The following is a 26001-nucleotide window of genomic DNA, read 5'->3' as shown; positions in this document are numbered from 1 at the left end:
TCGAACGCGTCGAAGCCCGCTCACTTGGTGTTCGCTGCAACGAAAGGCGGGGCGACGATCTCACATCGCAGTGCCCGGCCACGGACATCGACCTCGACGATGTCACCCGGCGCCACCCCCGCTGTGGCGTCCACTAGTGCAAGCGCAATTCCGACCCCGAGCGTGGGCGAGAACGTCCCTGACGTCGTGACGCCGACCACGCCGCCGTCCACCACTACGTTCTGTCCCTGCCGCAGTACCCCGCGGTCGAGAGCCTTGACGCCACGGAGCACTCGCGCCGGACCCGCCGCCTTTTCTGCAAGCAGAGCGTCCCTGCCCCAGAATCGGTCCTTCTTCCATCCGATAGCCCAACCACATCGGGCTTGGAGCGGCGAGATGTCCAGCGAGAGCTCATGACCGTGGAGTGGGTAACCCATCTCGGTACGCAGGGTATCTCGCGCACCGAGGCCGGCTACCTGACCGTCGTAAAGCTTCACGACGTCGACGAGGGTACGGAACAGCGCCTCGGCGTCGTTCCAGGAGCAGACCAGTTCGTATCCGTGCTCACCGGTGTAACCCGTGCGGCACACCCGCACCGGCACCTCGTTGCCTTCGGCGTCGGACCACTGCGCGTCGACGAAAGCCATGTACTCCAAATCCACTGGGAGACCCAACTGCTCGACCACAGCTCGAGAGTCAGGCCCTTGCACCGCGAACACGCCGAAATCACGATGCTGGTCGCGAACGACGACGCCTTCGGGAGCCTCGGCGGTCAACGCTGCAACGACCGACGCAGTGTTGGCGGCGTTCGGAATCAGGAAGACCTCTTCGGGCGAGACGAAGTAGGCGATCAAATCGTCCACCACTCCCCCTGACGCGTTGCAACACAACGTGTATTGCGCCTTCCCTGGGCCCACCCGGGTGAGGTCGTTGGTCAGCGTGGAGTTGACGAAGTCCGCCGCACCGGGTCCCTCGACCAACGCCTTCCCGAGATGACTGACGTCGAAGACGCCGACGGAGGCACGGACCGCCTTGTGCTCCGCTACGACACCGACGTAGGAGACAGGCATCTCCCATCCACCGAAAGGCGCGAACGTCGCTCCCAGTTCGGCGTGGACGGCGTGTACGGGTCCGCGAGCAAGTTCTTCTGCACTCATAGCGGCCAACGCTAGCGGACGGCCGCCCGTCGGGCCCGAGTCACTACGATCGTGTACGACCGAGAACAATCAATCCTTCAGGAGCTGCCACGTGCCATCGACTTCACCCCGCACTCTCGGACCCGAGCTGGTGCTGGCCGGCCGCCTCGGAAAAGATGTCGACGTTCTCGTCGTCGCACTCAGTACAAGTGAAGACGGACTGGAACTCGTCATCACCGACGACATCTCCGGAGATGCGCTCGCCGCCGAGTTGCTCGATGCCTTCGAGGCTGTCGGTGCAACAGGCAAGGCTGACGAGATCACCCGCATTCCCGCCCCTTCAGCGCTGGACGTGACGAGTGTCCTCGCAGTCGGGCTGGGCAAGTCGGCCGACATCGACACCGAACGCATCCGCCGGTCCGCCGGAACTGCAGCTCGCGCGCTGTCGGGAACTGCGATCGCGGCGACGACGCTCTCTGCCCTCGACTTGGGCGCCGCGGCAGAAGGATTCTTCCTCGGTGCCTATACCTTCACCGAGTTCAGATCTGCACTGTCGGCACCTGCTCCGGAAGCCGGACCCCTCGGGCGCGTAGAACTGCTCGTAGCGGACCCACGCGCACGTGAGACCAAGGACGAGCTGACCCGTTCGGTTGCCATTGCCGAGTCCGTCGCGATCGCCCGCGACTTCGTGAACACCCCACCCAGCCACCTGTACCCGGAGGAATTCGCCGCACGCGCGAAGGCACTGGGCACCGATGCCGGACTGAAGGTCGAAATTCTCGACGACAAGGCTTTGGAGAAGGGCGGCTACGGCGGAATCCACGGCGTCGGCAAGGGCTCCTCACGTCTGCCCAGGTTGGTGCGTCTGACGCACTCCGGTGGTAGACGGAAGTCCAAAAAGGTGGCGTTGGTCGGGAAGGGAATCACCTTCGACACCGGCGGCATCTCGATCAAGCCTGCTGCCGGCATGGAAAACATGACCTCCGACATGGCCGGTGCGGCAGCCGTGATCGCGACCGTGATTCTCGCTGCCAAGGTGGGTCTCGAACTCGATGTCGTCGCCACGGTTCCCATGGCGGAGAACATGCCGTCCGGCACTGCACAACGGCCGGGCGACGTACTGACGCAGTACGGCGGCATCACGGTCGAGGTCATCAACACCGACGCCGAAGGACGACTGGTACTCGCCGACGCCATCGTGCGTGCATGCGAAGACGATCCCGACTACCTGATCGATACCGCAACGCTGACGGGTGCGCAGGTCGTCGCACTCGGCAACAGGACGCCGGGAGTCATGGGCACCGACGAGTTCCGCGACCGCGTCGCCGCGATTTCGCAGGCCGTGGGCGAAGACGCTTGGGCCATGCCTCTCCCAGGTGAGATTCGACGCGAGTTGGACTCGCGAGTCGCCGATCTCGCCAACGTCACCAACGGACGTGCGGGCGGGATGCTGGCCGCGGCATTGTTCCTGAAGGAGTTCGTCGCAGACGGCGTTCAGTGGGCGCACATCGACGTCGCCGGTCCGGCATTCAACACCGGAGGCCCTTTCGGCTATATCGGCAAGGGCGGAACCGGAGTACCGGTCCGCACGATGTTCGCCGTTCTCGAAGACATCGTCGAGAACGGTTAGACGCGTCACACCATGTGGATGATCCGAGTGCGCCGGGGGGCGCTCGGATCATCCACCGCTATTCGGTGGCCCTGCGCTTGAGGATTCGCTGTCGAGCATCGTGATCTCGCATCCGCTGGGGATAGCCCGTCTTTCGGACGTCGTAGACGGGGATCTTCAGGTCGGGTCCAAGCTTTCTGATGTGTTTCTCATCCACGACGCGCCGAGTCCACTCACCATCGTTTGCCACCAGAACGACGGTGACAGGAGTCACTGTCGTCTTCGGCTCCACGAATGCTTCGACGCCGATTCTCGCCGCCGTCCAGTCCGCGAGATACTGCGCTACCGACCCCTCTCGAGGGCCTCTACCTTTGCCACTGCGTCGAGTGAGACGATCGAACAAGCTCACTGAACCACTCCTGTCTCGGGTGCGTGAAGATCGACCTTCGCGTTCGCACAAGCCTTGTTACTCATGAGTTTGCCAGCGCGAGGGCAGCCCCTCGGGGAACGTGGGAACTCCAAGGATGGAAGGATGAAGATAGAGGGTTCAACTCTCTCGTTGTAGAGAACGATTTCCGGTCTCGTCGAAAGGGCGTCTACGTGTCTGCAGTAAAAGTCCGTGGATCGTGGAAAGACGTTTTCTTCGATTCGGCGCGGACACAGACAGCGCCGAAGATCGCAATTACCGCAAGTATCGTCCGCGAACCTTGCAACGCCAGCACAATGGTCTACGACCACAAGTCGTAAGAACTAAATTACCCGCACACAACTGTCGAGGAGTCAACAGACATGGCCTTCTCCGTCCAGATGCCAGCTCTTGGTGAGAGCGTCACCGAGGGAACTGTCACCAGGTGGCTCAAACAGGAGGGCGACACCGTCGAGGTCGACGAGCCGTTGCTCGAAGTGTCGACCGACAAGGTCGACACTGAAATCCCGTCCCCCGCTGCTGGTGTTCTGACGAAGATCGTGGCTCAGGAAGACGACACCGTCGAAATCGGCGCCGAGCTCGCACAGATCGGCGAAGCCGGTGAGGCTTCCGGGTCCTCTTCCGAGCCCGAGCCTGCTGCCGAAGAACCCGCCGCCGAGCCAGAGCCCGCCGCCGAACCTGTGGCTGCTGCAGAACCGGAGCCGCAGGCGGAGGAAGAAGCACCGGCACAGAGTGCTCCGGCCGCGAGCTCCGACTCCAGTTCTTCGGGTACCCCGATCAAGATGCCGGAGCTGGGTGAGTCGGTCACCGAAGGCACTGTCACGCGCTGGCTGAAGGCCGTAGGCGACGAGGTCGCCGTGGACGAGCCTCTGCTGGAGGTGTCCACCGACAAGGTCGACACCGAGATTCCCTCCCCGGTGGCGGGAACGCTCCTCGAGATCAGCGCCGAAGAAGACGACACCGTCGAAATCGGCGGCCAGTTGGCCGTGATCGGCACGGGCGCCCCTGCTGCCAAGGCTCCGGAGCCGGCAAAGCCTGCTCCCAAGCAGGAAGCTCCCAAGCAGGAGGCACCCAAGCAGGAAGCACCCAAGCAGGAAGCACCCAAGCAGGAGGCACCCAAGCAGGAAGCTCCCAAGCAGGAAGCTCCCAAGCAGGAAGCTGCGAAGGCTCCCTCCGCAGACGCATCCCCTTACGTCACGCCTCTGGTTCGTAAGCTCGCGACGGACAACGACGTGGACTTGTCCACGGTCAAGGGCACCGGTGTCGGTGGACGGGTCCGTAAGCAGGACGTCCTTGCAGCGGCCGAGGCGAAGAAGGCTCCGGCAGCTCCCGCTGCTGCTCCGGCAGCCGAGTCGAAGCCTGCTGCACCGGCTACTGCCGGAGTGCGACCAGAACTGGCGCATCTACGCGGAACCACGCAGAAGATGAACCGCATTCGCCAGATCACGGCGAAGAAGACGCGCGAGTCTCTTCAGTCCTCTGCTCAGCTGACTCAGACCTTCGAGGTCGATGTCACCCGGGTAGCAGGTCTGCGTGCCAAGGCCAAGGCCAAGTTCCAGGAGAACGAAGGCGTCAATCTGACGTACCTGCCGTTCTTCGCGAAGGCAGTCGTCGAGGCTCTCAAGGCCCACCCGAATGTCAACGCCAGCATCAACGAAGAAGCCAAGGAGATCACTTATCACGCCGAGGTTCACCTCGGTATCGCTGTGGACACCGAGCAGGGCTTGCTGTCCCCTGTCATCCACAACGCGGGCGATCTCTCCTTGGCTGGTCTTGCCCGGGCGATCAACGACATCGCCACTCGCGCTCGATCAGGTGGCCTGAAGCCCGACGAGTTGTCCGGTGGCACGTTCACGATCACCAACATCGGCAGTCAGGGCGCGTTGTTCGATACCCCGATCCTGGTACCGCCACAGGCAGCCATGCTCGGCACGGGCGCGATCGTCAAGCGTCCCGTCGTGGTGAAGGACGACGCAGGCAACGAGTCCATCGGTGTCCGGTCGATGTGCTACCTGCCGCTGACCTATGACCATCGGCTGGTCGACGGCGCGGACGCAGGCCGTTTCCTGAGCACCATCAAGCAGCGGCTCGAGATGGCATCGTTCGAAGCGGACCTAGGACTCTAGACCGGGTCGAAAGCCGAGCAGTCTGTACTGTGGACTGCAGGTGAGCCTAGGTTCAGCGCTCGGCCGATCCTCGGATCAACGGGGAACCGAACTAACAGTGTCGGGGCATCATCCGCTTGGCGGATGATGCCCCGGTTCTGTCGAGGAGGCTTTCGAATTCATGCGTGTAGTCATTGCTGGTTCTTCCGGATTGATCGGTACCGCGCTGGTCGCCTCGTTGCGAGGCAAGGGGCACGAGGTTTCCAGATTGGTTCGTAGAGCACCTGTCGGTCCGGACGAGTTCGAGTGGGACCCGCCGCAGGGTTCGTTGAACGATCGCGCCTTGCGTGGTGCAGACGCTGTGGTCAACCTTTGTGGGGTAGGCATCGGAGACAAGCGATGGTCGGGCGCCTACAAGCAGAAGGTGCGGGACAGTCGGATAACTCCCACCGAGGTGCTGGCGGAGAACTGCGCAAAGTTTCAGGTTCCGACGCTGGTCAATGCGAGCGGGATCAACTTCTACGGCGATACCGGCGACCGGGTGGTCGACGAAACGGCACCTGTCGGCGAGGGGTTTCTCGCGGAAGTGTGTCGAGACTGGGAGAACGCGACTTCGGCCGCTACGGCCGGCGGAGTCCGAGCAATCATGTTGCGCAGTGGCGTGGTCTTGTCGCAACGCGGCGGAATGCTGGACAAGCTGAGGCCTCTCTATCTGATGGCACTCGGTGGACGCCTCGGCAGCGGCCGACAGTACTTTCCCTGGATCTCACTCGAGGACGAGATCGCGGCGACCATCCATGGCATCGAGAACGAGTCGGTATCAGGCCCGGTCAACATGGTCGGTCCTACTCCCGTTACCAACGCTCAGTTCAACAGCGCCATGGCCCGTGCACTGCATAGGCCTGCGCCCTGGGCTGTACCGGGATTCGCATTGAGAGCGGTCATCGGCGAATTTGCCCAGGAAGCAATTCTGACCGGACCTCGCGCTATCCCGAAGGTGTTGGAAGACACCGGATTCGTTTTTGCGCACAACACGATCGGCGAGGCACTGCGAGTAGCTGTCGGTCGCTGACTCGGCGTAGCGTGCCTGGCATGACAAACGCGGGAATCTCCGCACGGGAGAGTTCGGATCCGGTCGACATCCGAAGACTCGGTCGCATCGACTACCTCGAGGCTTGGGCACGTCAGCGCGAACTCGCCGACATGCGTGCCGAGGGGCGGGGGCTCGACACGCTACTTGTGCTCGAGCATCCGCCGGTATTCACTGCCGGCAGGCGTACGGCGCCCGAGGACCGTCCGCGCGACGGCGCGCCTGTCATCGAGGTCGATCGCGGCGGCAAGATCACCTGGCACGGTCCGGGACAGCTCGTCGGATACCCGATCATTCGCCTCGCACAGCCCATCGACGTCGTGAAGTATGTGCGCCGGATCGAAGAAGCGTTGATTTTCGTATGCACCGAGATGGGTATCACTTGTGGCCGCATCGACGGCCGCTCCGGTGTGTGGTTGGCCGCAGGACACAGTGTCGCGGACGATTCGAATGACGGGCCGTGGTTGCCGGAGCGGAAGATCGCAGCCATAGGAGTACGGGTTCAGCGAGGTGTGACTCTGCATGGTTTCTCACTCAACTGCAATGCGTCCATGGCCGGCTTCGACGCGATCGTGCCCTGTGGAATCGCCGACGCGGGTGTGACCTCATTGTCCGCAGAACTCGGACGAGACGTCACTGTCGAGGAGGTCGAACCCGCCGTCACCGAGGCCGTCCTGGCTGCTCTGGACGGCGGATTGCCGGTGACCGAGCACGACGTCGTGCGCCCCTTGCTGGAGTCAGTCACCAGTAACCCGCACTTCACCACCACGAAGTTCGGCGCGTAGCATCGGACGTGTGACTGTGGCTCCAGAAACCCCCTCGAACGCTGCGCGGTCCCTCGGGTCATCCCCCGACACTTCGCTCACCTCCAGCACTCCACTCGCCCCACCCGGACGCAAATTGCTTCGCCTCGAAATCCGAAACGCGGAGACACCGATCGAACGTAAGCCCAACTGGATCAAGACCAAGGCCAAGATGGGTCCGGAATACACCGAACTCAAGAGTTTGGTCAAGCGCGAGGGTCTGCACACCGTCTGCGAAGAGGCCGGCTGCCCCAACATCTACGAGTGCTGGGAAGACCGTGAGGCGACGTTCCTCATCGGCGGTGAACAGTGCACTCGCCGTTGCGATTTCTGCCAGATCGATACCGGCAAGCCCGAGGACCTCGACCGCGACGAGCCCCGTCGAGTCGCCGAAAGCGTTCAGGCCATGGGCCTGCGCTACTCGACGATCACCGGAGTTGCGCGCGACGACCTCGAAGACGGCGGCGCTTGGCTGTACGCCGAAACGGTCCGCTACATCAAGAAGTTGAACCCCAACACCGGCGTCGAATTGTTGATTCCCGACTTCAATGCCAAGCCCGATCAGTTGGCCGAGGTCTTCTCTTCGCGACCGGAAGTTCTCGCGCACAATGTCGAAACGGTTCCACGTATCTTCAAGCGAATCCGCCCGGCTTTCCGCTACCAGCGATCCATGGACGTCATCACTGCAGCTCGAGACGACGGCCTGGTAACCAAGTCCAACTTGATCCTCGGTATGGGCGAGACGCCGGAAGAGGTACAGGAGGCAATTCGCGACCTGCACGAGGCAGGCTGCGACATTCTCACCATTACCCAGTACCTGCGCCCGTCGCCGCGCCACCACCCCGTGGAGCGGTGGGTCAAGCCCGAAGAGTTCGTCGAGCATTCCGACTACGCCACCGAGGTCGGCTTCGCCGGGGTTCTGGCGGGGCCGTTGGTCCGCTCTTCGTACCGGGCAGGGCGGCTGTACGCACAAGCGATGCAGCATCACGGTCGCGAACTCCCCGAGAGCATGAGTCACTTGGTGAACGGCGGCGAAGCTTCTCAGGAGGCAAGTTCGTTGATTGCACGTCTCGCTGCTCGCTAGGCATCGAACCGGCTAGCGATGCACGTGACTTCACTGCCGACACGTATCCTGTGAAGCATGGCGAACGGCAGTAAAGCGGGCAAAGCAGGTAAGCCCAGCAAAGAAGCAAAAGCGGCAGCGAAAGCTGCCCGTAAGCAGGCATCGAAAGAGCGTCGCGGCCAGTTGTGGCAGGCGTTCAACATGCAGCGCAAGGAAGACAAGCTTCTTCTGCCGCTGATGATCGGCGCCATCGTCGGTATCGGTCTGGTGCTGTTTCTCATCGGCTTGATCTTCGGTCTGCAGTGGTTCCTACTGCCCATCGGACTTCTCGTCGGAGTGCTCGTGGCCTTCATCATCTTCGGCCGTCGGGTCCAGAAGTCGGTGTACACCAAGGCGGATGGGCAGGCGGGCGCAGCTGCGTGGGCTCTGGACAACCTGCAGGGATCCTGGCGCGTGACCAACGCGATTGCCGGAACGACTCAGCTCGACGCAGTGCACCGCGTCATCGGCAAACCCGGGATCATTCTCGTCGCGGAAGGCGCGCCGCAGCGTGTGAAATCACTTCTCGCCCAAGAGAAGAAGAAGACTGCGCGGATCGTCGGCGATACCCCGATCTACGACATCGTCGTCGGCAACGGGGAGAACCAGGTTCCGCTGTCCGGTCTCCAGAAGTATCTGACGAAGCTGCCCAAGAACATCGACAGCAAGCGCATGGACACCATCGAGTCCAGACTCTCGGCACTCGGCACCAAGAGCGGTCCCGCTATGCCGAAGGGACCGCTCCCCGGCGGCGCCAAGATGAAGGGCGTTCAGCGGGCAATCAAACGTCGCTGATCGCTAGCGAACCCGCACCATCGCGGTGCCCGTCGCCCGGTCGTGCATACCGCGACCGTCGTGGTCCGAGATCACGGCCGGGACGACAAAGATGATGAAAAACGTTCGCACCAGTGCTCGCACAAATCCGACGCGGGCCTGCGCATCCACACGCGCCACCTGAATTCCGGCTACCAGTTGGCCTGGCGTGAACGAAAAGATACTCACCGAGCCGACCCCGAGAACGAACCAGACCAGCAAGGTCAAGCTGGAGACCTGAACCGCAACCCCGGTCGCGCCGACAATCAGTGCCGAGACTCCCATCGACATCAACCAGTCGAGCAACAATGCGCCGGACCGACGGCCGAGCCCTGCTATCGCGCCCGGGCCGTCCGCTGGGAGTCCGAGTCGCTCTCCTGGAAACTTTTGCTCGGTTCCGTCCTCGGATCGAGCAGCCGAGGGTCCGGACAACCAAGAACCTGTCATTCGCGCCATGGACACCAGGATAGGCGTCGAGGTGAATACGCGGATCGGCCGTCACCGTAGTGTGTGCGGTGAGTACGATTCTTTTTCTTCTGCCCGCCTGGAGAGTGTCGTGGCTCACTCGAGTGCACGCAATGATCAAACCAACGTGTAACACGGGCGAAACACAAGCTTTATCGGCGGGCAACACCAGGTCCATAACGTTTGGTCGACGGACTCAACAAAGGAGCAACAGCGTGGCGTTCAGCACGGCCGAAGAGGTCATCAAATTCATCGCCGACGAAAGTATTGAATACGTCGACATCCGTTTCACGGATCTGCCAGGTATTCAGCAGCACTTCTCGATCCCGGCTTCTGCATTCACGCAGGATGTCTTCGAAGACGGCCTCGCGTTCGACGGTTCGTCCGTACGTGGCTTCCAGTCGATTCACGAATCCGACATGATGCTCCTGCCAGACGTGTCGACGGCGCAGGTCGACCCCTTCCGGGCCGCGAAGACGTTGAATATGAACTTCTTCGTTCACGATCCGTTCACCCGCGAGTCCTACAGCCGCGACCCGCGCAACGTCGCGCGTAAGGCCGAGGAGTACTTGCTCTCCACCGGCATCGCGGATACCGCGTTCTTCGGCGCCGAAGCCGAGTTCTACATCTTCGACTCGGTCAATTACGACTCGAGCATCAATGGCGCCTACTACGAACTCGACTCCATTGCGGGTTCATGGAACACCGGTAAGAAGACGAACGCCGACGGCAGCCCCAACCTTGGTTACAAGGTCCGCGCCAAGGGCGGATACTTCCCAGTGGCTCCGTACGACCACTTCGTGGATCTGCGCGACGAAATCTCCACGAACCTCACCAATGCGGGCTTCGAGCTCGAGCGCGGGCATTCCGAGGTCGGCACCGGCGGTCAGCAGGAGATCAACTACAAGTTCAACACGCTGCTCGCTGCCGCGGACGACCTGCAGCTGTTCAAGTACATCGTGAAGAACACCGCTTGGAAGAACGGCAAATCGGCGACCTTCATGCCGAAGCCCCTGTTCGGCGACAACGGCTCGGGCATGCACGTGCACCAGTCGCTGTGGAAGGACGGTAAGCCGCTCTTCCACGACGAGGCCGGATATGCCGGACTGTCGGATCTGGCTCGCCACTATATCGGCGGCATTCTCCATCACGCACCGTCGCTGCTGGCGTTCACCAACCCGACCGTCAACTCGTACCACCGTCTGGTGCCGGGCTACGAAGCCCCCATCAACCTCGTGTACAGCCAGCGGAACCGTTCTGCCGCAGTCCGAATCCCAATCACCGGAAACAACCCGAAGGCCAAGCGCGCAGAATTCCGCGCACCGGACTCCTCGGGCAACCCGTACCTCAACTTCGCCGCCCAGATGATGGCCGGCCTGGACGGGATCAAGAACAAGATCGAGCCGCTGGCTCCGGTCGACAAGGATCTCTACGAGTTGCCGCCCGAGGAAGCCAAGAACATTCCTCAGGCACCGACGTCGCTGGAGACTGTCATCAACCGCCTCGAGGCCGATCACGAGTACCTGACCGAGGGTGGCGTCTTCACCACGGACCTGATCGAGACCTGGATCTCGCTCAAGCGCGAGCAGGAGATTGCTCCGATCAACCTGCGGCCGCACCCGTACGAGTTCAACCTGTACTACGACGTGTGATCCACCGGTAGCGTTCGCTTCACCAGAGCCACCCGCCCTTGCAATAAAGCAGGGCGGGTGGCTCTGTTCGTGGGCATGGTTGTGTGTACGCACGGTAACGACTTGCGTAAAACGGGTTTGAATCTGGGTGACATCAGCCATTCTCGAACAGAAAGACTGGCACGGATTCTCCAAAGAAACCGTGTATACGGGAAGTTGGTGGGTTTACCTTCAATGGACGCACTCTGGAATTTCGTCTCCGGACGACGACAACAGTTGCTGACAGATTCGTATCTCCACGTCTCTGCCGTCATCCAATCGATCATCATCGCCACGATCATCGCGGTCATCGTGGGAATTGCTGTCTACCGCTCCCCCGCGGGATCCGCGATCGCGACGGCCCTGGCAAGCACGATTCTTACCATCCCCTCCTTCGCCCTGCTCGGGTTGCTGATTCCGATCCTCGGGTTGGGTGTGGCTCCGACCATCACGGCACTGGTCCTGTATGCACTCTTGCCCATCGTCAGAAACACGATCATCGGACTCGCCGCGGTCGATCCCGCCGTCACCGATGCTGCTCGCGGAGTCGGTTTGAACCGTGCCCGTATTCTCGCTCGGATAGAAATGCCGTTGGCGTGGCCGTCGATCTTGGCAGGCATGCGGGTCAGTACGCAGATGATCTTCGGCATCCTCGCCATTGCGGCATACGCGAAGGGCCCCGGACTCGGGAACCTCATCTTTTCGGGCCTGTCCCGCGTCGGTAGCCCCACGGCTGTTCCTCAAGCACTGGTCGGCACCGTTCTGATCGTCATTCTCGCCTTGATTGTCGACGGCATCCTCGTTCTCGTCGGCCGTCTTACAACCTCGAAGGGCATCGCGTGACCCCAACAGCGAAAAATCAGAACGTCTCGGGCGTCGATATCGTGCTCGAGTCCGTCAGCAAGCGCTATCCCGGCCAGAAGGCTGCAGCGGTGGAGAACGTCTCGTTGACCGTTCCTGCAGGTGAGATCGTTGTCTTCGTGGGGCCTTCCGGCTGCGGCAAGACCACCACGATGCGCATGATCAACCGACTCATCGAGCCTTCGTCGGGAAAAATCACCATCGACGGCAAAGACGCTTTGTCGATCGACCCGGACGAGTTGCGACGGGGAATCGGATACTCGATTCAGCAGGCAGGGCTGTTTCCGCACCTGACGATCGCAAAGAACGTCGGGACAGTGCCTGGGCTGATCGGGTGGGACAAGAAGCGGATCGCGGCTCGGACGGACGAGATGCTCGACCTCGTGGGGCTGGATCCGGATACCTATCGAGACCGCTATCCGCGTCAGCTGTCCGGCGGTCAGCAACAACGCGTCGGTGTTGCCCGAGCGCTCGCTGCGGATCCGCCAGTGCTGTTGATGGACGAGCCCTTCGGCGCGGTGGACCCGATCACCCGAGGCCTATTGCAGGACGAATTGATGCGGCTGCAATCCGAACTCGGCAAGACGATCGTCTTCGTCACGCACGACTTCAACGAGGCCGTCAAGCTCGGTGACCGCATTGCCGTCCTGGGTGACCGCTCGACGATCGAGCAATACGACACCCCGGAGGCGATCCTGGCGAACCCTGCCAGCGACATGGTGGCTGGATTCGTGGGCGCGGATGCGTCGCTGAAACAGCTCACGCTCACCCGAATTCGTGATGTTCGCCTGATTCAGTGTCCGACCGCCAAGGAAAGCGATCCTGTGGACGCGATCCGCGCGAAGATCGCGACCCGCAAGTGGCCGTGGGGATTGATTCTGGACGATCGAAACAGGCCGCTGCGTTGGGTCGGTCCCGCTCATTTGGCACACGCATCCTCGCTGCGAGGAGTCGGTCTACCGATCGGCGAGCTCGTATCCATTCAGTCAACGCTTCAAGATGGGTTGGAAGCGCTTCTCGCCGAGAGCACCGCGTCGACGGTCGTCACCGGCCTTCGCGGTGAGTACGTCGGGTTGATCTCGATCGATGTTCTCGTCGGCCATCTGCAGCAGATGCGCGAAGCCCACGAGCACGATCACGACGACGATGACGCCGATGCCGATGGAGTCAGTGGGGAGTTGCCCGCATGACCGCATCCGTGGACAGTCTCCTAGCGGCCGAGATGGACGCGGCACCTGACGAAGGTGCCTCGGAGCGAGATGCTGTCAAACGCGCTGATCGCCTACGCCTGCTGGTGCAACCCGCCGTCGTTCTGATTCTGGTTGTCGGCGTACTTGTCTGGGCCTTCAGTCGTGATCTGACCGCGACTCAACAGGGCAGCATTACTGCCAGCAACCTCGCCACGCTCACATGGCAGCACATCTTGCTCACCGCGGCGGTCGTGATCATCGTCGTGATCATCGCCGTCCCGCTCGGAACTCTGCTCACCCGACCCGGATACACCCGTCTCGCACCATTTTTCGTAGGCATCGCCAACATCGGCGCGGCTGCACCTGCAGTGGGTTTGCTGGTCCTCTTCTACCTGGCAACGCGTCAGACGGGTTTCTGGATAGGCGTACTGCCCATCGCCTTCTACTCGCTGCTTCCGGTGTTGCGCAATACGATTCTGGGATACCAGGAGGTCGACAAGACACTCATCGATGCCGGCCGCGGTCAAGGGATGTCCTCGCTGACAGTGCTCCGAAGGCTCGAGTTCCCGATGGCAGTGCCGTACATTCTCGCCGGCCTACGCACCTCCCTGGTCCTCGCGGTCGGAACGGCGACGCTGTGCTTCCTGGTAAGTGCGGGTGGACTCGGCATTCTCATCGACACCGGATACAAGTTGCGCGACAACGTCACCCTCGTAACCGGTGCCGTACTTGCTGTGTCCCTGGCACTGTTCGTCGATTGGCTCGGCGCCTTGGCCGAGCAGTTCCTGGGCCCCAAAGGATTACGATGAAGAAGACGACGACCGTATTCGCTCTCGCCATGGCGGGGGCACTTCTAGCCGGCTGCGGGCTCGAATCGGGGGGCGCGGTTCCGCTTTCGGTCGGGCCGGCGAGCATCCAGCCGGTCCCCGAACTCGAGGGCGTCAAGATGACCGTCGGTTCCAAGGACTTCACCGAACAAATCACGCTCGGCTACATAATCGAGTTCGCAATGGCCGCCGCCGGTGCCGAGGTCCGAGATCTGACCAACATTCAGGGCTCCAACAGCACACGTGACGCCCAGTTGAACGGTCAGATCGATCTCACATACGAGTACACCGGCACCGGGTGGATCAACTATCTCGGCAACGAGACACCGCTACCGGACTCGACCGAGCAGTACGAAGCAGTGCGCGACGCCGACCTCGCAGCAAACGACATGGTGTGGGAGCCTCCGGCCCCGATGAACAACACCTACGCGCTCGCGATGAACCAGCAGACTGCGGAGGAAACGGGAGTCAAGACGCTGCCGGACTACGCCAACCTCGTTCGAACCGACCCGTCCGCGGCGACGACCTGCGTCGAAACCGAGTTCAACGTTCGTCAGGACGGCTACCCCGGACTGGCCGCCAAGTACGAGTTCGATCCGAACCTCGCGCCTCGGCAGATACTGCAGACCGGCATCATCTATCAGGCCACCGCCGACGGAACCCAGTGCAAGTTCGGTGAGGTGTTCACTACCGACGGTCGCATCATCGCGCTCGATCTCATTCTGCTCGAAGATGATCGAGCCTTCTTTCCCAAGTACAACCCGTCACTGATCATGAGGAAAGACTTCGCAGCCGCTCATCCCGAGGTGCAGGAAGTCATGGCACCGATCACCGCGAAGCTCGACGACAAGGTCATGACCGAATTGAACCGCCAGGTGGACGTCGAGGGCAGAGAGCCCGCCGACGTCGCACGCGACTGGCTCGTCTCGGAGGGTTTTGTCACCACCGGCTGAACGGCGGTGGAGTGGTCAGGCCCCGAAGGTCCGCTCCACCACAGCCTTTGCGCGACGCGTCACACGGAGGTAGTTGTCGAGGAACTCCCCTGCATCGGCGTTCTTCCACCCGGCTACCTTCGCGACGGCGGACAGAACATGCCCCGGTGCAGGAAGTTGGTCCGTCGGCTTTCCACGCACGAGTACGAGTGCGTTGCGCGCCTTCGTTGCGAGAATCCATGCTTCACGCAGCAATTCGACGTCGGTCTCGCTCATCAACTCAGCCGCGCCGATTGCGTCGAGAGTTTGCAGGGTCGAGGTGTTGTGCAGCGACGGCACGTCATGCGCATGCCTGAGTTGGATGAGCTGCACTGTCCACTCGATGTCGGCGAGCCCGCCTCTGCCCAGCTTGGTGTGGGTGGCGGGGTCGGCGCCCTTCGGCAGACGCTCGGAGTCGATTCGCGCCTTGATACGGCGGATCTCTCGTACGGCCTCCTGCGAGACGCCGCCTTCTGGGTATCGCACCTTGTCGACCATGAGCAGAAACTTGATGCCGAGATCCTGATCGCCGGCAACCTGGTGGGCCCGCAGCAGCGCCTGGACCTCCCAGGCCTGAGCCCACTGCGCGTAGTACGCCTTGTACGACGCGAGAGTCCTGACCACCGGCCCGTTTCGGCCTTCCGGCCGCAAACCGGTGTCCACCTCCAACGGTGGGTCGGTGCTCGGCGCACCGAGTAGCTTGCGAATCCGATCGGCAATACCGTTGGCCCACTTGACTGCGACACTGTCGTCGGAGCCCTCGACGGGTTCGCATACGAACAACACATCTGCATCGCTGCCGTAGCCGAGTTCTCCGCCGCCGAGTCGGCCCATACCGATCACAGCCAGGCTGGCAGGAGCCGGCTCCCCGCGTTCGGCTTCGCTCGCCCGAATGGCAGCTGCCAGTGCAGCGTTGATCACAGCGGCCCATACCGAGGACAAAGCGGTGCACACCTGTGGCACATCGAGCATGCCGAGGATGTCGGCCGACGCCACCCGCGCAAGCTCGTGTCTACGCAGAGCCCGCGCGGCGTCGATGGCACGAACCGGATCATCGTACCGACCCGAAGAAGACAGGATCGCTCGATACGTTTCCTCGGGTTCGACGTCGAGAAGCCTTGGGCCGGTCGGGCCGTCAGCGAAGAGTCTGATGACCTCGGGAGCTTTGATGAGCAGATCCGGCACGTATGCCGAAGATCCGAGCACGATCATCAAACGCTGAGCGACGGCACCTTCGTCGCGCAGTATCCGCAGAAACCAGGTTTGGTCCTGGGTGGCCTCGCAGAGTCGGCGGTAGTTGAGTAGACCGGCGTCCGAGTCCGGGGTATCGGCCAGCCATTCGAGAAGTGTCGGCAGCAGCACCGCTTGAATCTGGCCACGCCGAGAGCCCGAACCGACGAGCGCGCGCAGGTGCCCGATCGCGTTCTGAGGCGCGGCGAAACCCAGGGCGGAGAGTTGGCGGACGGCGGCTTCCGGAGTCAACCTGACAGTGTCGGAATCGAACCGTACGACGGAATCGAGCAGGGGTCGATAAAACAGTTTCGCGTGCAACCTGCGAATCCGGAGCGCGTTACGTTTGATCTCGGCGGTCAGCACTCCGAGCGCGTCACGATTGCCGTCGGGACGCATGTGCGCTGCTCGGGCGAGCCAGCGCAGCGCTTCCTCGTCGTCCGGCGGCGGCAGAGTGTGGGTTCGTTTCATCCGCTGAAGCTGCAGACGGTGTTCGAGTAATCGCAGGAACTCGTAGGACGCGGTCAGATTCGCGGCGTCGTCGCGCCCGACGTATCCCCCGTCGCTGAGCGCGACCAGGGCGTCCACAGTGCCGAGAACTCGGAGAGTTTCGTCGGTGCGGCCGTGGACCAGTTGCAGTAGCTGTACTGCGAACTCGACATCCCGCAGGCCTCCGCGACCGAGTTTGATCTCACGTTCACGGAGCTCGGGTGGGACCATCTCCTCGACGCGACGGCGCATCGCGCGGACCTCGGGAACGAAGTCCTCTCGCTGCGAGGCCAACCACACCATCGGGTTGAGTGCGGCGACGTAGCTGTGACCGACCTCGAGGTCCCCGGTCATCGGACGTGCTTTGAGCAGCGCCTGGAACTCCCATGTCTTGGCCCACCGCTTGTAGTAGGCGACATGCGAATCGAGGGTGCGAACCAGTTCGCCACGCTTCCCCTCCGGTCGAAGCGCTGCATCGACTTCGAAGAACGCCGAGGAGCCGATCCGCATCATTTCGCCCGCGATCCGACTGGCTACCGCATCCGCTGGTTCCGCCACGAATACGACGTCGACGTCGGAAACGTAATTGAGCTCTCGCGCACCGCATTTGCCCATTGCGATCACAGCGAGTCGGATGGGCATCGGATCGTCCGGGCAGACTGTCGCAACAGCGACGGCCAGCGCTGCGGTCAAGGCAGCGTCGGCCATGTCGGAGAGCTGATTTCCGACGAGCTGATACGGCACGACAGGTTCGTTCTCCACGGTTGCAGCGAGATCCGCTGCCGCGAGAACCATCACTTGGTCACGGTAGGTTTTACGGAGTGCGACAACGGCATCGGGTCCGGTCAGACCCGCCCTGTACAACTCCGGTGATGCATTCGGACCGGTCTCGGGCTTTGCGTCGACAGCGGCCAGAAGTTCGTCGGTGAGCTGCTGCTTGCTGGGTAGTTCCACTCGTGCGGACGGACCCGTGGCGCGGCCTGTGGGTGTGCTGAGCAGACGCCAGGTATCCGGATCGGAAACAAGGTGATCTGCAAGCGCGCTCGAGGCACCGCAGAGACCCAACAATCGACCGCGAAGGCCCTTGTCCGACCGCAAGGCCTGATCGACTTCGGAGAAGCCGTCGCCGAGCAAATCCTGCAGCCTTGTCAGGGTTCGCAGTGCAAGATCCGCGTTGGCCGCACGCGACAACGACCACAGTAGTTCGAGACTGTTCTCGTCGACCCACCCGAGCTTCTGTAGATCAGCGGGCGCAGTGGCCTCGACCAGACCCAGACGTCCTGGCCCTGGGACGATCGAACGTGATGTGGGTGGACGCACCATCAGCGAACACCTCGACTCTGGCGTGACACAGGTTCACCTCACCGCGGGCGGGAACTAGCTCTTACTCGAACGAAGTAAAATCTAACCCATTCCACCGGCATCCGATGACAGTGCGCAGATCACAATCCCAGGTAGGCCTTCAGCTCGAACGGCGTGACATGCGAGCGGTATTCCTCCCACTCCCGACGCTTGTTGCGCAGGAAGAAGTCGAAGACATGCTCGCCGAGGGCTTCGGCGACGAGCTCGGAGCCTTCCATGGCGTTCAGGGCCTGATCGAGGTTGCCTGGAAGCTCCTTGTACCCCATGGCGCGACGCTCGGCGGACGTCAACGCCCACACGTCCTCTTCGGCCTCTGGTGGCAGCGTGTAGCCCTTTTCGATGCCGCGCAGGCCTGCAGCGAGCAGGACTGCGAACGCAAGGTAGGGGTTGCAGGCGGAGTCGGGGCTACGAATCTCGACGCGACGCGAGGATGCCTTGTTCGGCGTGTACATCGGCACCCGAATGAGTGCCGAGCGGTTGGAGGGTCCCCAGGACGCTGCCGTCGGTGCTTCACCACCGCGGATCAACCGCTTGTAGGAGTTGACCCACTGGTTCGTGACGGCGCTGATCTCGTTGGCATGTTCGAGGATTCCGGCGATGAACGACTTGCCGGTCTCCGAGAGCTGCATCGGGTCGTCCGGATTGTGAAACGCGTTGGTGTCGCCCTCGAACAGGCTCATGTGCGTGTGCATCGCCGAGCCGGCCTGATCACTGAACGGCTTGGGCATGAACGTTGCGCGGACGCCCTCGGCGATCGCAACTTCCTTGACCAGGTATCGGAAGGTCATGATGTTGTCGGCCATCGACAGTGCGTCGGCGTAGCGGAGGTCGATTTCCTGCTGACCGGGCGCGGCTTCGTGATGGCTGAACTCGACGGAGATGCCCATCGACTCGAGCGCATCGATGGCGTGACGGCGAAAGTTCGGCGCCGAGTCGTGCACGGCCTGATCGAAATATCCACCGTTGTCGGCGGGCGTGGGCGGCGACCCGTCCTCTGGAGAGTCCTTGAGCAGGAAGAACTCGATCTCCGGATGCACGTAGCAGCTGAACCCGAGATCTGCGGCCTTGCTCAATTGGCGACGCAGCACGTGGCGCGAATCAGCCCAGGACGGCGAGCCGTCGGGCATCGCGATGTCGCAGAACATCCGCGCCGAATGCTGATGTCCCTTGCTGCTCGACCAGGGCAGAATCTGGAAAGTCGACGGATCGGGCTTGGCGACAGTATCTGCTTCGGAGACGCGGGCGAATCCCTCGATAGCGCTTCCGTCGAAGCCGATGCCTTCGTCGAAGGCACCTTCGAGTTCCGCCGGGGCGATGGCGACCGATTTCAGATAGCCAAGAACATCGGTGAACCATAGGCGGACGAAGCGGATGTCGCGCTCCTCCAGGGTCCGAAGCACGAATTCCTTTTGGCGATCCATGTCCGCGAGACTAAGCAAACCGCGTTAAATCTGTGTTACATCGTGATCTCGGTCTCACGTCGGACATTTCTCAGCGGCCACACCTGCGACGTGAAGCACGCGTCAGCACACCAGATCGTTACCTGTCGGAACCAGATCGACGAGATAGTCGATCAACGGATCATCGACGCATTCCTCACCGGAGAAGGCGACCGTATGTTGGGTCCCCTCGTACGTGACCAGGTCCGCGCCGAGCTGGCGGGCAAGATCGACCCCTGCCTGGTACGGCGTGGCCGGGTCGAAAGTCGTGGACACGACCACGAGCTTCGGTAGCCCCGCCGCCGAGATCGTGTGCGGACTCCCGGTGTTCGGTACCGGCCAGAACGCGCACAGGTCGAGAGGCGCGTTGCCGGTGCCACGGCCGTCGTCGAGGAACGGGGCGGCCTCTCGATACCGCGTGTCGGCCTCGTCGGCCTCGGCTCGGTCGATGACCGGTGGATCATCGACGCACCGGATTGCATTGAACGCGTCGTCGAGATTCGCGTACGACCCGTCCTCGAGCCGTCCGCTGTAGGAGTCGGCCAATCGGAGGAGCGTGTCACCGCGACCGTCCCGAAGTTCGCTCAGTCCTGCTCGAAGTAGGCGCCACAGGCTTTCGGAGTAGAGCGCCTGTTGAGTCCCCGTCAGAGCGTCGTCGTAGCTCAGTCCACGCGGGTCCGTGGTCTCGGCGGGACGCTCGATGAGTGGGTCGACAAGGGCACGGAACTGTCGGTTCGCGTCGGCGACGTCGGTGCCGAGCGGACAGGTCGGTGTTCGCGCGCAATCAGCAGCGAAGCCGTCGAATGCGCCCTGGAAGGCTGCTCCCTGCGCGACTGCCTCATCGACGGGGCTCTGCTCTGGATCGAGCGCACCGTCGAGCACCATCGCCCGCACGTTGCCGGGAAACGCCTCGGCATACGCGGTGCCGATCCGGGTGCCGTACGAGTAGCCGACGTAGGTCAGCTTCGCGTCCCCAAGCACGGACCTGATCACGTCCATGTCCTGGACCACCTCGCGTGTCCCCACGTGCTCGAGAAGATCCTTACCGCTCCGCGCTGCACACTTGGCGGCGTAGTCCTGATGTTCCGCTTCCGATTTCGCAATACCCTCCGGCGACACGTCGACATCCGGCTCGCGTCGCTCCTCTTCGATCTCTTGCGTGGTCAGGCAGCGCACCGCCGGAGTCGATGCACCGATTCCGCGCGGGTCGAAACCGATTCGATCGAAGCGTTCGGACAACTCGGAACCGTCCGCCTGCGTGGCCGTGTACAGCCCTGACGCCCCCGGACCACCTGGGTTGAACAAGATCGAGCCGATCTTGTCCCCGCTCGCCTGCGTCCGCGAAATGGCGATCTCGGCCTTCTCTCCAGTCGGCTCCTCGTAGTCCAGCGGAACCGTGACCTTCGAGCACTCCATATCGCTACGAAAATTCGTTCCGTCGGTGTCGTAGGAATCGCAGGGCCCCCACTCGGGCGACTGGGTGTAGAACTCGGCGAGGCCGTCGGGGACGATTCCAGCCCCGGGCTCGAAAGATTCGACGGAGGATGAAAGCCCCTCTGCTTCCGGGGTGCCCTCGGTCGTCGAGCTCTGCGCACATCCCGCCGCGGCCATCAATCCCGCCGCGCCCAGGGCTACCATCCGGACCAGCGGAGTGCGACTCGTTCTCATTCCCACGATGGTGCCAGAACTTCACGTGTGCGCTGCTCACGCAGGACAGCGGCGAACCAAGCGTCTGCCGTGCACGACTCGTGGCCTGAGCCTCACGGTGTGACGGATTGCACTGCCGACTCCCTTCGGTCGGGTAGACGCAGGTGGCAGACTGAGGGCGTCATCAACCCCATCCCGGGGACCCGAAATCGGGCCTCGAGGAACCGAAAGGGACAAAGATGTCCGACAACACGATTTACGGTGGATCCGACGCATCCGTATCCGGCCTCACTCGCAAGACCCGCACCCACCACCTTCTGCAGATGAAGGCCGAGGGTGAGCGCTGGGCAATGCTCACCGCTTACGACTACTCCAGCGCTCGTATCTTCGAGGAGGCCGGCATTCCGGTTCTGCTCGTCGGTGACTCCGCAGCCAACGTCGTCTACGGCTACGACACCACCGTTCCCATCACCATCGACGAACTCCTCCCCCTCGTTCGCGGGGTCGTGCGTGGAGCCCCCAACGCACTCGTCGTCGCGGACCTCCCCTTCGGCAGCTACGAGTCCTCCCCGCAACAGGCGCTGGCCACGGCCACCAGATTCATGAAGGAAGGACTCGCCAACGCCGTCAAACTCGAAGGCGGAGAGCGCGTCACAGATCAGATCGCTGCCATCACTGCCGCGGGTATACCAGTCATGGCACACATCGGATTCACCCCGCAAAGCGTGAACGGCCTCGGCGGATTCCGCGTCCAAGGACGAGGCGATGCCGCAGACGCACTGGTCGCCGACGCCATCGCCGTCCAAGAGGCGGGTGCCTTCTCTGTCGTCATGGAGATGGTTCCGGCCGACATCGCCGGTCAGGTGTCCCGCAAGTTGACCATCCCCACCGTCGGAATCGGCGCGGGCAACGAGTGTGACGCACAAGTTCTCGTGTGGCAGGACATGGCCGGTTACACCAATGGAAAGACGGCGAAGTTCGTCAAGAAGTTCGGCCATGTCGGAGACGAACTGCGATCTGCAGCCTCGTCGTACCTGTCCGAGGTGCGCTCCGGTGTCTTCCCGGGACCCGAACACAGCTACTGAGCCACCTCGGGTGGCGTGAGCTGATTGCGGGAGCCGACGAGATGGCACACTCGTTGCCATGAACTCAGCTACAAAGGCCCAGTCCAGGTTTCGTCGAGTTACCCGAGTCGTCGTTTCTGTTGCGGGCGCGGTAGCAGTGTTCGCTGCTACCGGCGCTTGCGGAACGGATTCGACGACCACCGGTTCGTCGTCGACCCTGACCCCAACGGACACACCCACCACTGCCACCTCCCCCTCTGGCGCAGCCGGAATCACCGAACAGCAGAGCCAGCAGCTGTGCAGCGATCTCGATGCGCAACTGCAGGAATGGAGAATTCAAGGCCCGACGATTGGCCGTGGCGGTCTCAATATCGTCGTCCAGACCTGGGCGGCGCAGAGCGGCACCATCAACCTTCAGGTCGTGCAGAACCGCTCGATCGTCGACGACGTCACCATCGGTACATGCCCCGATACCCGTGCAGAAGCCATGCGGTCGCTCGAGATTCCTGATCTCGCATCCGGTCTCGTCGGGTTCTGACGCATGACATCGACACCACTGCGAGAGCTGTATCCGCCGATCGAACCGTTCGACGGCGGCCTCCTCGACGTAGGCGACGCCCAGCACATCTACTGGGAGGTCAGCGGTAACCCGTCGGGCAAGCCGGTTGTGTTCGTGCATGGTGGGCCGGGCGGCGGAACTGGCCCGACGCAGCGCCGTTACTTCGACCCCGCGGTGTATCGCATCGTCCTCTTCGATCAGCGGGGCTGCGGGCGTTCCACGCCGCATATCGCCGACGGCGGAGATCTGGCGGTGAACACGACCGATCGGCTCGTCGCCGACATGGAAAAGTTGCGAACACATCTCGCCATCGAACGGTGGCTCGTGTTCGGTGGTTCCTGGGGTTCGACTCTCTCGCTCGTGTACGCGCAGACGCACACCGAACGCGTCACCGGTTTGATCCTCCGCGGAATCTTTCTTCTTCGACGCAGTGAGATCGACTGGTACTACAACGGCGGTGCGGGCCATATCTTTCCGGAGCAGTGGGACAAATTCCTCGCACCGATCCCGAAGAACGAACGCGACGGGGACCTGGTCGAGGCGTACCACCGTCTGCTCACCTCCGAGGATCGTGACATCGCGACCTCGGCCGCGGTCGCTTGGTCGGCGTGGGAAGCCTCCACCAGCTATCTCATTCCTCGGCCGGATCAGATTGCGCAGAACGAGGATCCACGATTCGCACTCGCGTTTGCGGGTATCGAAAATCACTACTTCCGCAATGCTGGGTTCCTTCGGGACAACCAATTGCTCGACGACGCGCACAAGTTGAAGGGCATCGACGGAATCATCGTCCAGGGACGGTATGACGTCGTGTGCCCCGCGACAAGCGCATGGGAACTCCACAAGGCCTGGCCCGGTGCCGAACTCGTGATGGTCGACGACGCAGGCCACTCGGCCGCCGAGCCTGGCATAGTCCACCATCTGATCGAGGCCACCGATCAGTTCGCGTCGCTACCCGATTCGTAGGCGAAGCCGATTCGACGGGAGTCGGTGTCGGCGACGGTGAGCCGCACCGTCACCTTCTCCCCTTCGGGTGGATTGCCTGCGCATCTGCTGATGACGATCGGGTCGTGAACGAAGACTTCGGCCTCGCGCTCGTCCTCGGCCCCGCGAAGCACCAACGCACCGAACCGTTCACCGACGCGGCCCGCGAGGATGGCCGCTTCGGCGAGATCGATGCACGCCCGATCCACCTTGGACGCAACGGAATCGGACTTTCGCATGGTCGCCGGAAGTTCGGGGAGGGCGCTTGCGGCCCACTCCGGTACCTCCGTTCCCGCAACCGCAGCCAAACACACCTCGGTGGCGAACCTGTCCGACAGGCGACGAAGCGGTGCCGTCACATGGGCATACGGTGCTGCAATGCCGGAGTGCTCGCTGAGTTTCGGCGCCGCGCCGTCGAACGCCGCGTAGTCGGCGCCGCGAAGAAGCCCAGTCGCCTGGGTCATCATTGCCAACGTTTCGGGCTCATCGGCCGGGAGAGCAGAGAGCACAGCCCCGGCCGATACACCGTCCGGCCAATCGATTCCGAGCATCGAGGCGGTATTACGCAATGTTGCCAACGCCGTGTCGGTTGCAGGAGGAAGTGTGCGTAGCAATCCGATGCCAGCGTCGAGCATGATCCGCGCGGCACACATTCCGGTCAACAAGGACACTTCGGCGTTCCAGCCGTCGACCGAAGTTCTGGCCTGAAGCTCGATTCGCCACGAGTCTCCGTCGGGAACCACTTCCTGTTCGGGCAGCGTGATGTCCACAGCACCCCGCCGAATCGAGGATTCCGCTCGCAGCCGCCCGAACTCGTCCAGACATGCAATCGACGGATGCGGACTCCCGGCATCGAATCCGGACTGCACTCCGGCGTAGTCCAGTCGCGCAATCGACCGGACCGATGCTCTGGTTACCGTCCACGACGTCGGCTCACCTAATTCGTCCAGCTCGATTCTCCACAGCGCTGCCGGGCGAGTCTCGTTCGGCAACAAGCTCGCCGAACCCTCCGACAGGACCCGCGGATGAAGCGGAACCGAACCGTCCGGGAGATAGAACGTCTGTCCACGTTCACGCGTCTGAACATCCAGCGCTCCGCCGGGGACGACAAGTGCTCCGACATCGGCGATCGCATAGTGAAGCACGAAACCGGTCGGCAACTTCTCGATATGTACAGCCTGATCGAGATCCATCGACCCGGGCGGGTCGATGGTCACCAACGGGATGTCGGTGCGATCGACGCGGTCACCGACGAAACGATCCGTAGCCGACCGAGCCTCCGCGAGAGCGCCTACGGAAAACTCGTCGCGAAGGTGGAACTCGGATCTGATCGCACGAAAATCGAACGCCGGTGCTGTCAGACGGGTCAGAAACACCGGTCAGTTTTTCCAGTCGTCGTCAGCCTTGTCCGCAGCCTTGTTTCGCTCGGCCGCGATCGTCAAAGCGCGCTCGGCGGTCTCGCGGTCGGGGTAGGGCCCCATCCGGTCCAGTGCACCGGATTCCTTGCCCTGAGCCACGGTCTTGGTGCGGATGTCGTAGAACCAGGCGTCATCGTCATTGCTCATGTCCACAGTCTGCCCGAAGGTCCACTCCCGAATCCAGGGGGTCACTCCGCAGGCTCCACTCCCGAACCCCGGGGGTCATTCCGCAGGCTCCACTCCCGAATCCAGGGGATCATTCCGCAGGCTTCACTCCCGACGAGTGCGAACGAGTCGGTATATAAGCCGGATCCTGTGATCCTTACCTCGCCGAGGCGAGGAAAGGACCGACGACCATCCATCTGGGCACACCGTCGCCGGGTACCTCGAGCAGTCCACCCGCAGGCTCGGGCGAGCAGCCCTCGAGCACCTGCGCAGCCGAACCTTCGCTAGAAGGTACGGCCTTCGACCTTGCTCCGGGCGGGGTTTACCTAGCCACCCCAGTCACCTGGGGTGCTGGTGCGCTCTTACCGCACCGTTTCACCCTGACCCGTGTCGAGATCTCCCGAAGGAGATTTCTTCGACGCGGGCGGTCTATTTTCTGTGGCACTTTCCCGCGAGTCACCTCGGGTTGCCGTTAGCAACCGCCCTGCTCTGTGGAGTCCGGACTTTCCTCGGCCTGGAGCTTGACAGAATCGCTCTGCCAGTTCTCCGAGCCGCAGCCGTCCAACCGACTCGTTCGCGAGATGAACTCTACTGTG

The 26001-nt window shown here is 62.5% G+C and carries 22 protein-coding genes and 1 other RNA gene; 14 read left to right on the top strand and 9 right to left on the bottom strand.

Features of this window, described 5'->3' with window-relative positions; all coding sequences use genetic code 11:
- Nucleotides 1-20 precede the first annotated feature (20 nt).
- Entirely contained in the window at nucleotides 21-1136 is a 1116-nt protein-coding gene (gcvT, locus tag H2510_RS10795; RefSeq protein WP_186628321.1) for a glycine cleavage system aminomethyltransferase GcvT, read from the bottom strand.
- Nucleotides 1137-1227: 91 nt separating this feature from the next.
- On the opposite strand from gcvT, the gene H2510_RS10790 reads away from it, so the two are divergent.
- Nucleotides 1228-2745: a leucyl aminopeptidase gene (locus tag H2510_RS10790; RefSeq protein ID WP_186628320.1), complete on the top strand. Its 1518-nt coding sequence runs from the start codon at nucleotides 1228-1230 to the stop codon at nucleotides 2743-2745.
- A gap of 58 nt (nucleotides 2746-2803) precedes the next feature.
- Here H2510_RS10790 and H2510_RS10785 read toward each other — a convergent pair whose 3' ends face one another.
- Complete coding sequence (locus tag H2510_RS10785) at nucleotides 2804-3133, bottom strand: oxidoreductase (RefSeq protein ID WP_186628319.1); 330 nt, start codon at nucleotides 3131-3133, stop codon at nucleotides 2804-2806.
- A 380-nt stretch (nucleotides 3134-3513) separates the two neighbouring features.
- On the opposite strand from H2510_RS10785, the gene sucB reads away from it, so the two are divergent.
- The 5 genes from sucB to H2510_RS10760 all read left to right on the top strand — a co-directional run bounded on the left by sucB (nucleotide 3514) and on the right by H2510_RS10760 (nucleotide 9046).
- A complete protein-coding gene (gene sucB / locus H2510_RS10780; RefSeq protein ID WP_186628318.1) occupies nucleotides 3514-5277 on the top strand; it encodes a 2-oxoglutarate dehydrogenase, E2 component, dihydrolipoamide succinyltransferase in 1764 nt (587 codons plus the stop codon).
- A gap of 160 nt (nucleotides 5278-5437) precedes the next feature.
- Nucleotides 5438-6328, top strand: coding sequence for a TIGR01777 family oxidoreductase (locus tag H2510_RS10775; protein WP_186628317.1), 891 nt, complete (start codon nucleotides 5438-5440; stop codon nucleotides 6326-6328).
- A gap of 20 nt (nucleotides 6329-6348) precedes the next feature.
- Complete coding sequence (lipB, locus tag H2510_RS10770) at nucleotides 6349-7131, top strand: lipoyl(octanoyl) transferase LipB (protein WP_186628316.1); 783 nt, start codon at nucleotides 6349-6351, stop codon at nucleotides 7129-7131.
- Nucleotides 7132-7246: 115 nt separating this feature from the next.
- Nucleotides 7247-8233 carry a lipoyl synthase gene (gene lipA, locus H2510_RS10765; protein WP_186628491.1) on the top strand — a complete coding sequence of 329 codons (987 nt, stop codon included), beginning with the start codon at nucleotides 7247-7249 and terminating at the stop codon, nucleotides 8231-8233.
- A gap of 57 nt (nucleotides 8234-8290) precedes the next feature.
- Nucleotides 8291-9046, top strand: a complete 756-nt coding sequence (locus H2510_RS10760; protein WP_186628315.1) for a DUF4191 domain-containing protein — start codon at nucleotides 8291-8293, stop codon at nucleotides 9044-9046.
- A gap of 3 nt (nucleotides 9047-9049) precedes the next feature.
- On the opposite strand, the gene H2510_RS10755 is transcribed toward H2510_RS10760, so the two are convergent.
- Nucleotides 9050-9520 carry an RDD family protein gene (locus H2510_RS10755; RefSeq protein WP_186628314.1) on the bottom strand — a complete coding sequence of 157 codons (471 nt, stop codon included), beginning with the start codon at nucleotides 9518-9520 and terminating at the stop codon, nucleotides 9050-9052.
- Nucleotides 9521-9744: 224 nt separating this feature from the next.
- Between H2510_RS10755 and glnA (H2510_RS10750) the strand changes: the two genes are divergently transcribed.
- From glnA (H2510_RS10750) to H2510_RS10730, 5 genes are all read left to right on the top strand, one after another.
- Complete coding sequence (gene glnA / locus H2510_RS10750; RefSeq protein WP_186628313.1) at nucleotides 9745-11181, top strand: type I glutamate--ammonia ligase; 1437 nt, start codon at nucleotides 9745-9747, stop codon at nucleotides 11179-11181.
- Nucleotides 11182-11394: 213 nt separating this feature from the next.
- Nucleotides 11395-12042, top strand: coding sequence for an ABC transporter permease (locus H2510_RS10745; protein WP_084346664.1), 648 nt, complete (start codon nucleotides 11395-11397; stop codon nucleotides 12040-12042).
- Nucleotides 12039-13250 (top strand): ATP-binding cassette domain-containing protein, encoded by a 1212-nt coding sequence (locus H2510_RS10740; protein WP_186628312.1) that lies wholly within the window; start codon nucleotides 12039-12041, stop codon nucleotides 13248-13250. Before H2510_RS10745 ends, H2510_RS10740 begins: the two co-directional genes overlap by 4 nt.
- 32 nt (nucleotides 13251-13282) lie before the next feature.
- The gene (locus H2510_RS10735; RefSeq protein ID WP_261392886.1) at nucleotides 13283-14059 is read left to right on the top strand and encodes an ABC transporter permease; all 777 of its coding nucleotides are present in this window, start codon (nucleotides 13283-13285) and stop codon (nucleotides 14057-14059) included.
- On the top strand, nucleotides 14056-15030 hold the full coding sequence (locus H2510_RS10730; protein WP_186628310.1) for a glycine betaine ABC transporter substrate-binding protein: 975 nt from the start codon (nucleotides 14056-14058) through the stop codon (nucleotides 15028-15030). The genes H2510_RS10735 and H2510_RS10730 overlap by 4 nt, the downstream gene beginning before the upstream one ends.
- 15 nt (nucleotides 15031-15045) lie before the next feature.
- Here the strand turns inward: H2510_RS10730 and H2510_RS10725 are convergent, their stop codons facing one another.
- The 3 genes from H2510_RS10725 to H2510_RS10715 all read right to left on the bottom strand — a co-directional run bounded on the left by H2510_RS10725 (nucleotide 15046) and on the right by H2510_RS10715 (nucleotide 21236).
- Entirely contained in the window at nucleotides 15046-18090 is a 3045-nt protein-coding gene (locus H2510_RS10725; RefSeq protein WP_186628309.1) for a bifunctional [glutamine synthetase] adenylyltransferase/[glutamine synthetase]-adenylyl-L-tyrosine phosphorylase, read from the bottom strand.
- 119 nt (nucleotides 18091-18209) lie between these two features.
- On the bottom strand, nucleotides 18210-19550 hold the full coding sequence (glnA, locus tag H2510_RS10720) for a type I glutamate--ammonia ligase (protein WP_186628308.1): 1341 nt from the start codon (nucleotides 19548-19550) through the stop codon (nucleotides 18210-18212).
- A gap of 102 nt (nucleotides 19551-19652) precedes the next feature.
- On the bottom strand, nucleotides 19653-21236 hold the full coding sequence (locus tag H2510_RS10715) for an alpha/beta hydrolase (RefSeq protein WP_261392855.1): 1584 nt from the start codon (nucleotides 21234-21236) through the stop codon (nucleotides 19653-19655).
- A gap of 218 nt (nucleotides 21237-21454) precedes the next feature.
- Between H2510_RS10715 and panB the strand changes: the two genes are divergently transcribed.
- The 3 genes from panB to pip are packed head-to-tail and all read left to right on the top strand — an operon-like array spanning nucleotide 21455 to nucleotide 23804.
- Nucleotides 21455-22300 carry a 3-methyl-2-oxobutanoate hydroxymethyltransferase gene (panB, locus tag H2510_RS10710; protein ID WP_186628307.1) on the top strand — a complete coding sequence of 282 codons (846 nt, stop codon included), beginning with the start codon at nucleotides 21455-21457 and terminating at the stop codon, nucleotides 22298-22300.
- Between the two features lie 58 nt (nucleotides 22301-22358).
- Nucleotides 22359-22817: a hypothetical protein gene (locus tag H2510_RS10705; RefSeq protein WP_186628306.1), complete on the top strand. Its 459-nt coding sequence runs from the start codon at nucleotides 22359-22361 to the stop codon at nucleotides 22815-22817.
- Between the two features lie 3 nt (nucleotides 22818-22820).
- Nucleotides 22821-23804 (top strand): prolyl aminopeptidase, encoded by a 984-nt coding sequence (gene pip, locus H2510_RS10700; protein WP_186628305.1) that lies wholly within the window; start codon nucleotides 22821-22823, stop codon nucleotides 23802-23804.
- Here pip and H2510_RS10695 read toward each other — a convergent pair.
- From H2510_RS10695 to rnpB, 3 genes are all read right to left on the bottom strand, one after another.
- Nucleotides 23777-25192, bottom strand: coding sequence for an RNB domain-containing ribonuclease (locus H2510_RS10695; protein ID WP_222438638.1), 1416 nt, complete (start codon nucleotides 25190-25192; stop codon nucleotides 23777-23779). The genes pip and H2510_RS10695 overlap by 28 nt on opposite strands.
- A gap of 9 nt (nucleotides 25193-25201) precedes the next feature.
- Entirely contained in the window at nucleotides 25202-25387 is a 186-nt protein-coding gene (locus tag H2510_RS10690; protein ID WP_186628303.1) for a hypothetical protein, read from the bottom strand.
- A 139-nt stretch (nucleotides 25388-25526) separates the two neighbouring features.
- An RNA gene (rnpB, locus tag H2510_RS10685) (RNase P RNA component class A) lies at nucleotides 25527-25978 on the bottom strand.
- Nucleotides 25979-26001: the final 23 nt, after the last annotated feature.

Origin of the sequence: Rhodococcus sp. BP22, from assembly GCF_014281965.1 — a bacterium.
Classification (GTDB): Bacteria; Actinomycetota; Actinomycetes; order Mycobacteriales; family Mycobacteriaceae; genus Rhodococcoides.
This window is presented reverse-complemented; position numbering and strand designations above follow the sequence as displayed.

Excerpts from the sequence above, each read along its gene's own strand:
- H2510_RS10775 (WP_186628317.1), top strand. The coding sequence starts at position 5,438 with ATGCGTGTAGTCATTGCTGGTTCTTCCGGATTGATCGGTACCGCGCTG.
- gcvT (WP_186628321.1), bottom strand. The coding sequence starts at position 1,136 with ATGAGTGCAGAAGAACTTGCTCGCGGACCCGTACACGCCGTCCACGCC.
- H2510_RS10735 (WP_261392886.1), top strand. The coding sequence starts at position 13,283 with ATGGACGCGGCACCTGACGAAGGTGCCTCGGAGCGAGATGCTGTCAAA.
- H2510_RS10725 (WP_186628309.1), bottom strand. The coding sequence starts at position 18,090 with ATGGTGCGTCCACCCACATCACGTTCGATCGTCCCAGGGCCAGGACGT.
- H2510_RS10705 (WP_186628306.1), top strand. The coding sequence starts at position 22,359 with ATGAACTCAGCTACAAAGGCCCAGTCCAGGTTTCGTCGAGTTACCCGA.
- sucB (WP_186628318.1), top strand. The coding sequence starts at position 3,514 with ATGGCCTTCTCCGTCCAGATGCCAGCTCTTGGTGAGAGCGTCACCGAG.
- H2510_RS10690 (WP_186628303.1), bottom strand. The coding sequence starts at position 25,387 with ATGAGCAATGACGATGACGCCTGGTTCTACGACATCCGCACCAAGACC.
- H2510_RS10755 (WP_186628314.1), bottom strand. The coding sequence starts at position 9,520 with ATGGCGCGAATGACAGGTTCTTGGTTGTCCGGACCCTCGGCTGCTCGA.
- pip (WP_186628305.1), top strand. The coding sequence starts at position 22,821 with ATGACATCGACACCACTGCGAGAGCTGTATCCGCCGATCGAACCGTTC.
- glnA (WP_186628308.1), bottom strand. The coding sequence starts at position 19,550 with ATGGATCGCCAAAAGGAATTCGTGCTTCGGACCCTGGAGGAGCGCGAC.
- H2510_RS10745 (WP_084346664.1), top strand. The coding sequence starts at position 11,395 with ATGGACGCACTCTGGAATTTCGTCTCCGGACGACGACAACAGTTGCTG.
- lipB (WP_186628316.1), top strand. The coding sequence starts at position 6,349 with ATGACAAACGCGGGAATCTCCGCACGGGAGAGTTCGGATCCGGTCGAC.
- H2510_RS10760 (WP_186628315.1), top strand. The coding sequence starts at position 8,291 with ATGGCGAACGGCAGTAAAGCGGGCAAAGCAGGTAAGCCCAGCAAAGAA.
- panB (WP_186628307.1), top strand. The coding sequence starts at position 21,455 with ATGTCCGACAACACGATTTACGGTGGATCCGACGCATCCGTATCCGGC.
- H2510_RS10730 (WP_186628310.1), top strand. The coding sequence starts at position 14,056 with ATGAAGAAGACGACGACCGTATTCGCTCTCGCCATGGCGGGGGCACTT.
- H2510_RS10715 (WP_261392855.1), bottom strand. The coding sequence starts at position 21,236 with ATGAGAACGAGTCGCACTCCGCTGGTCCGGATGGTAGCCCTGGGCGCG.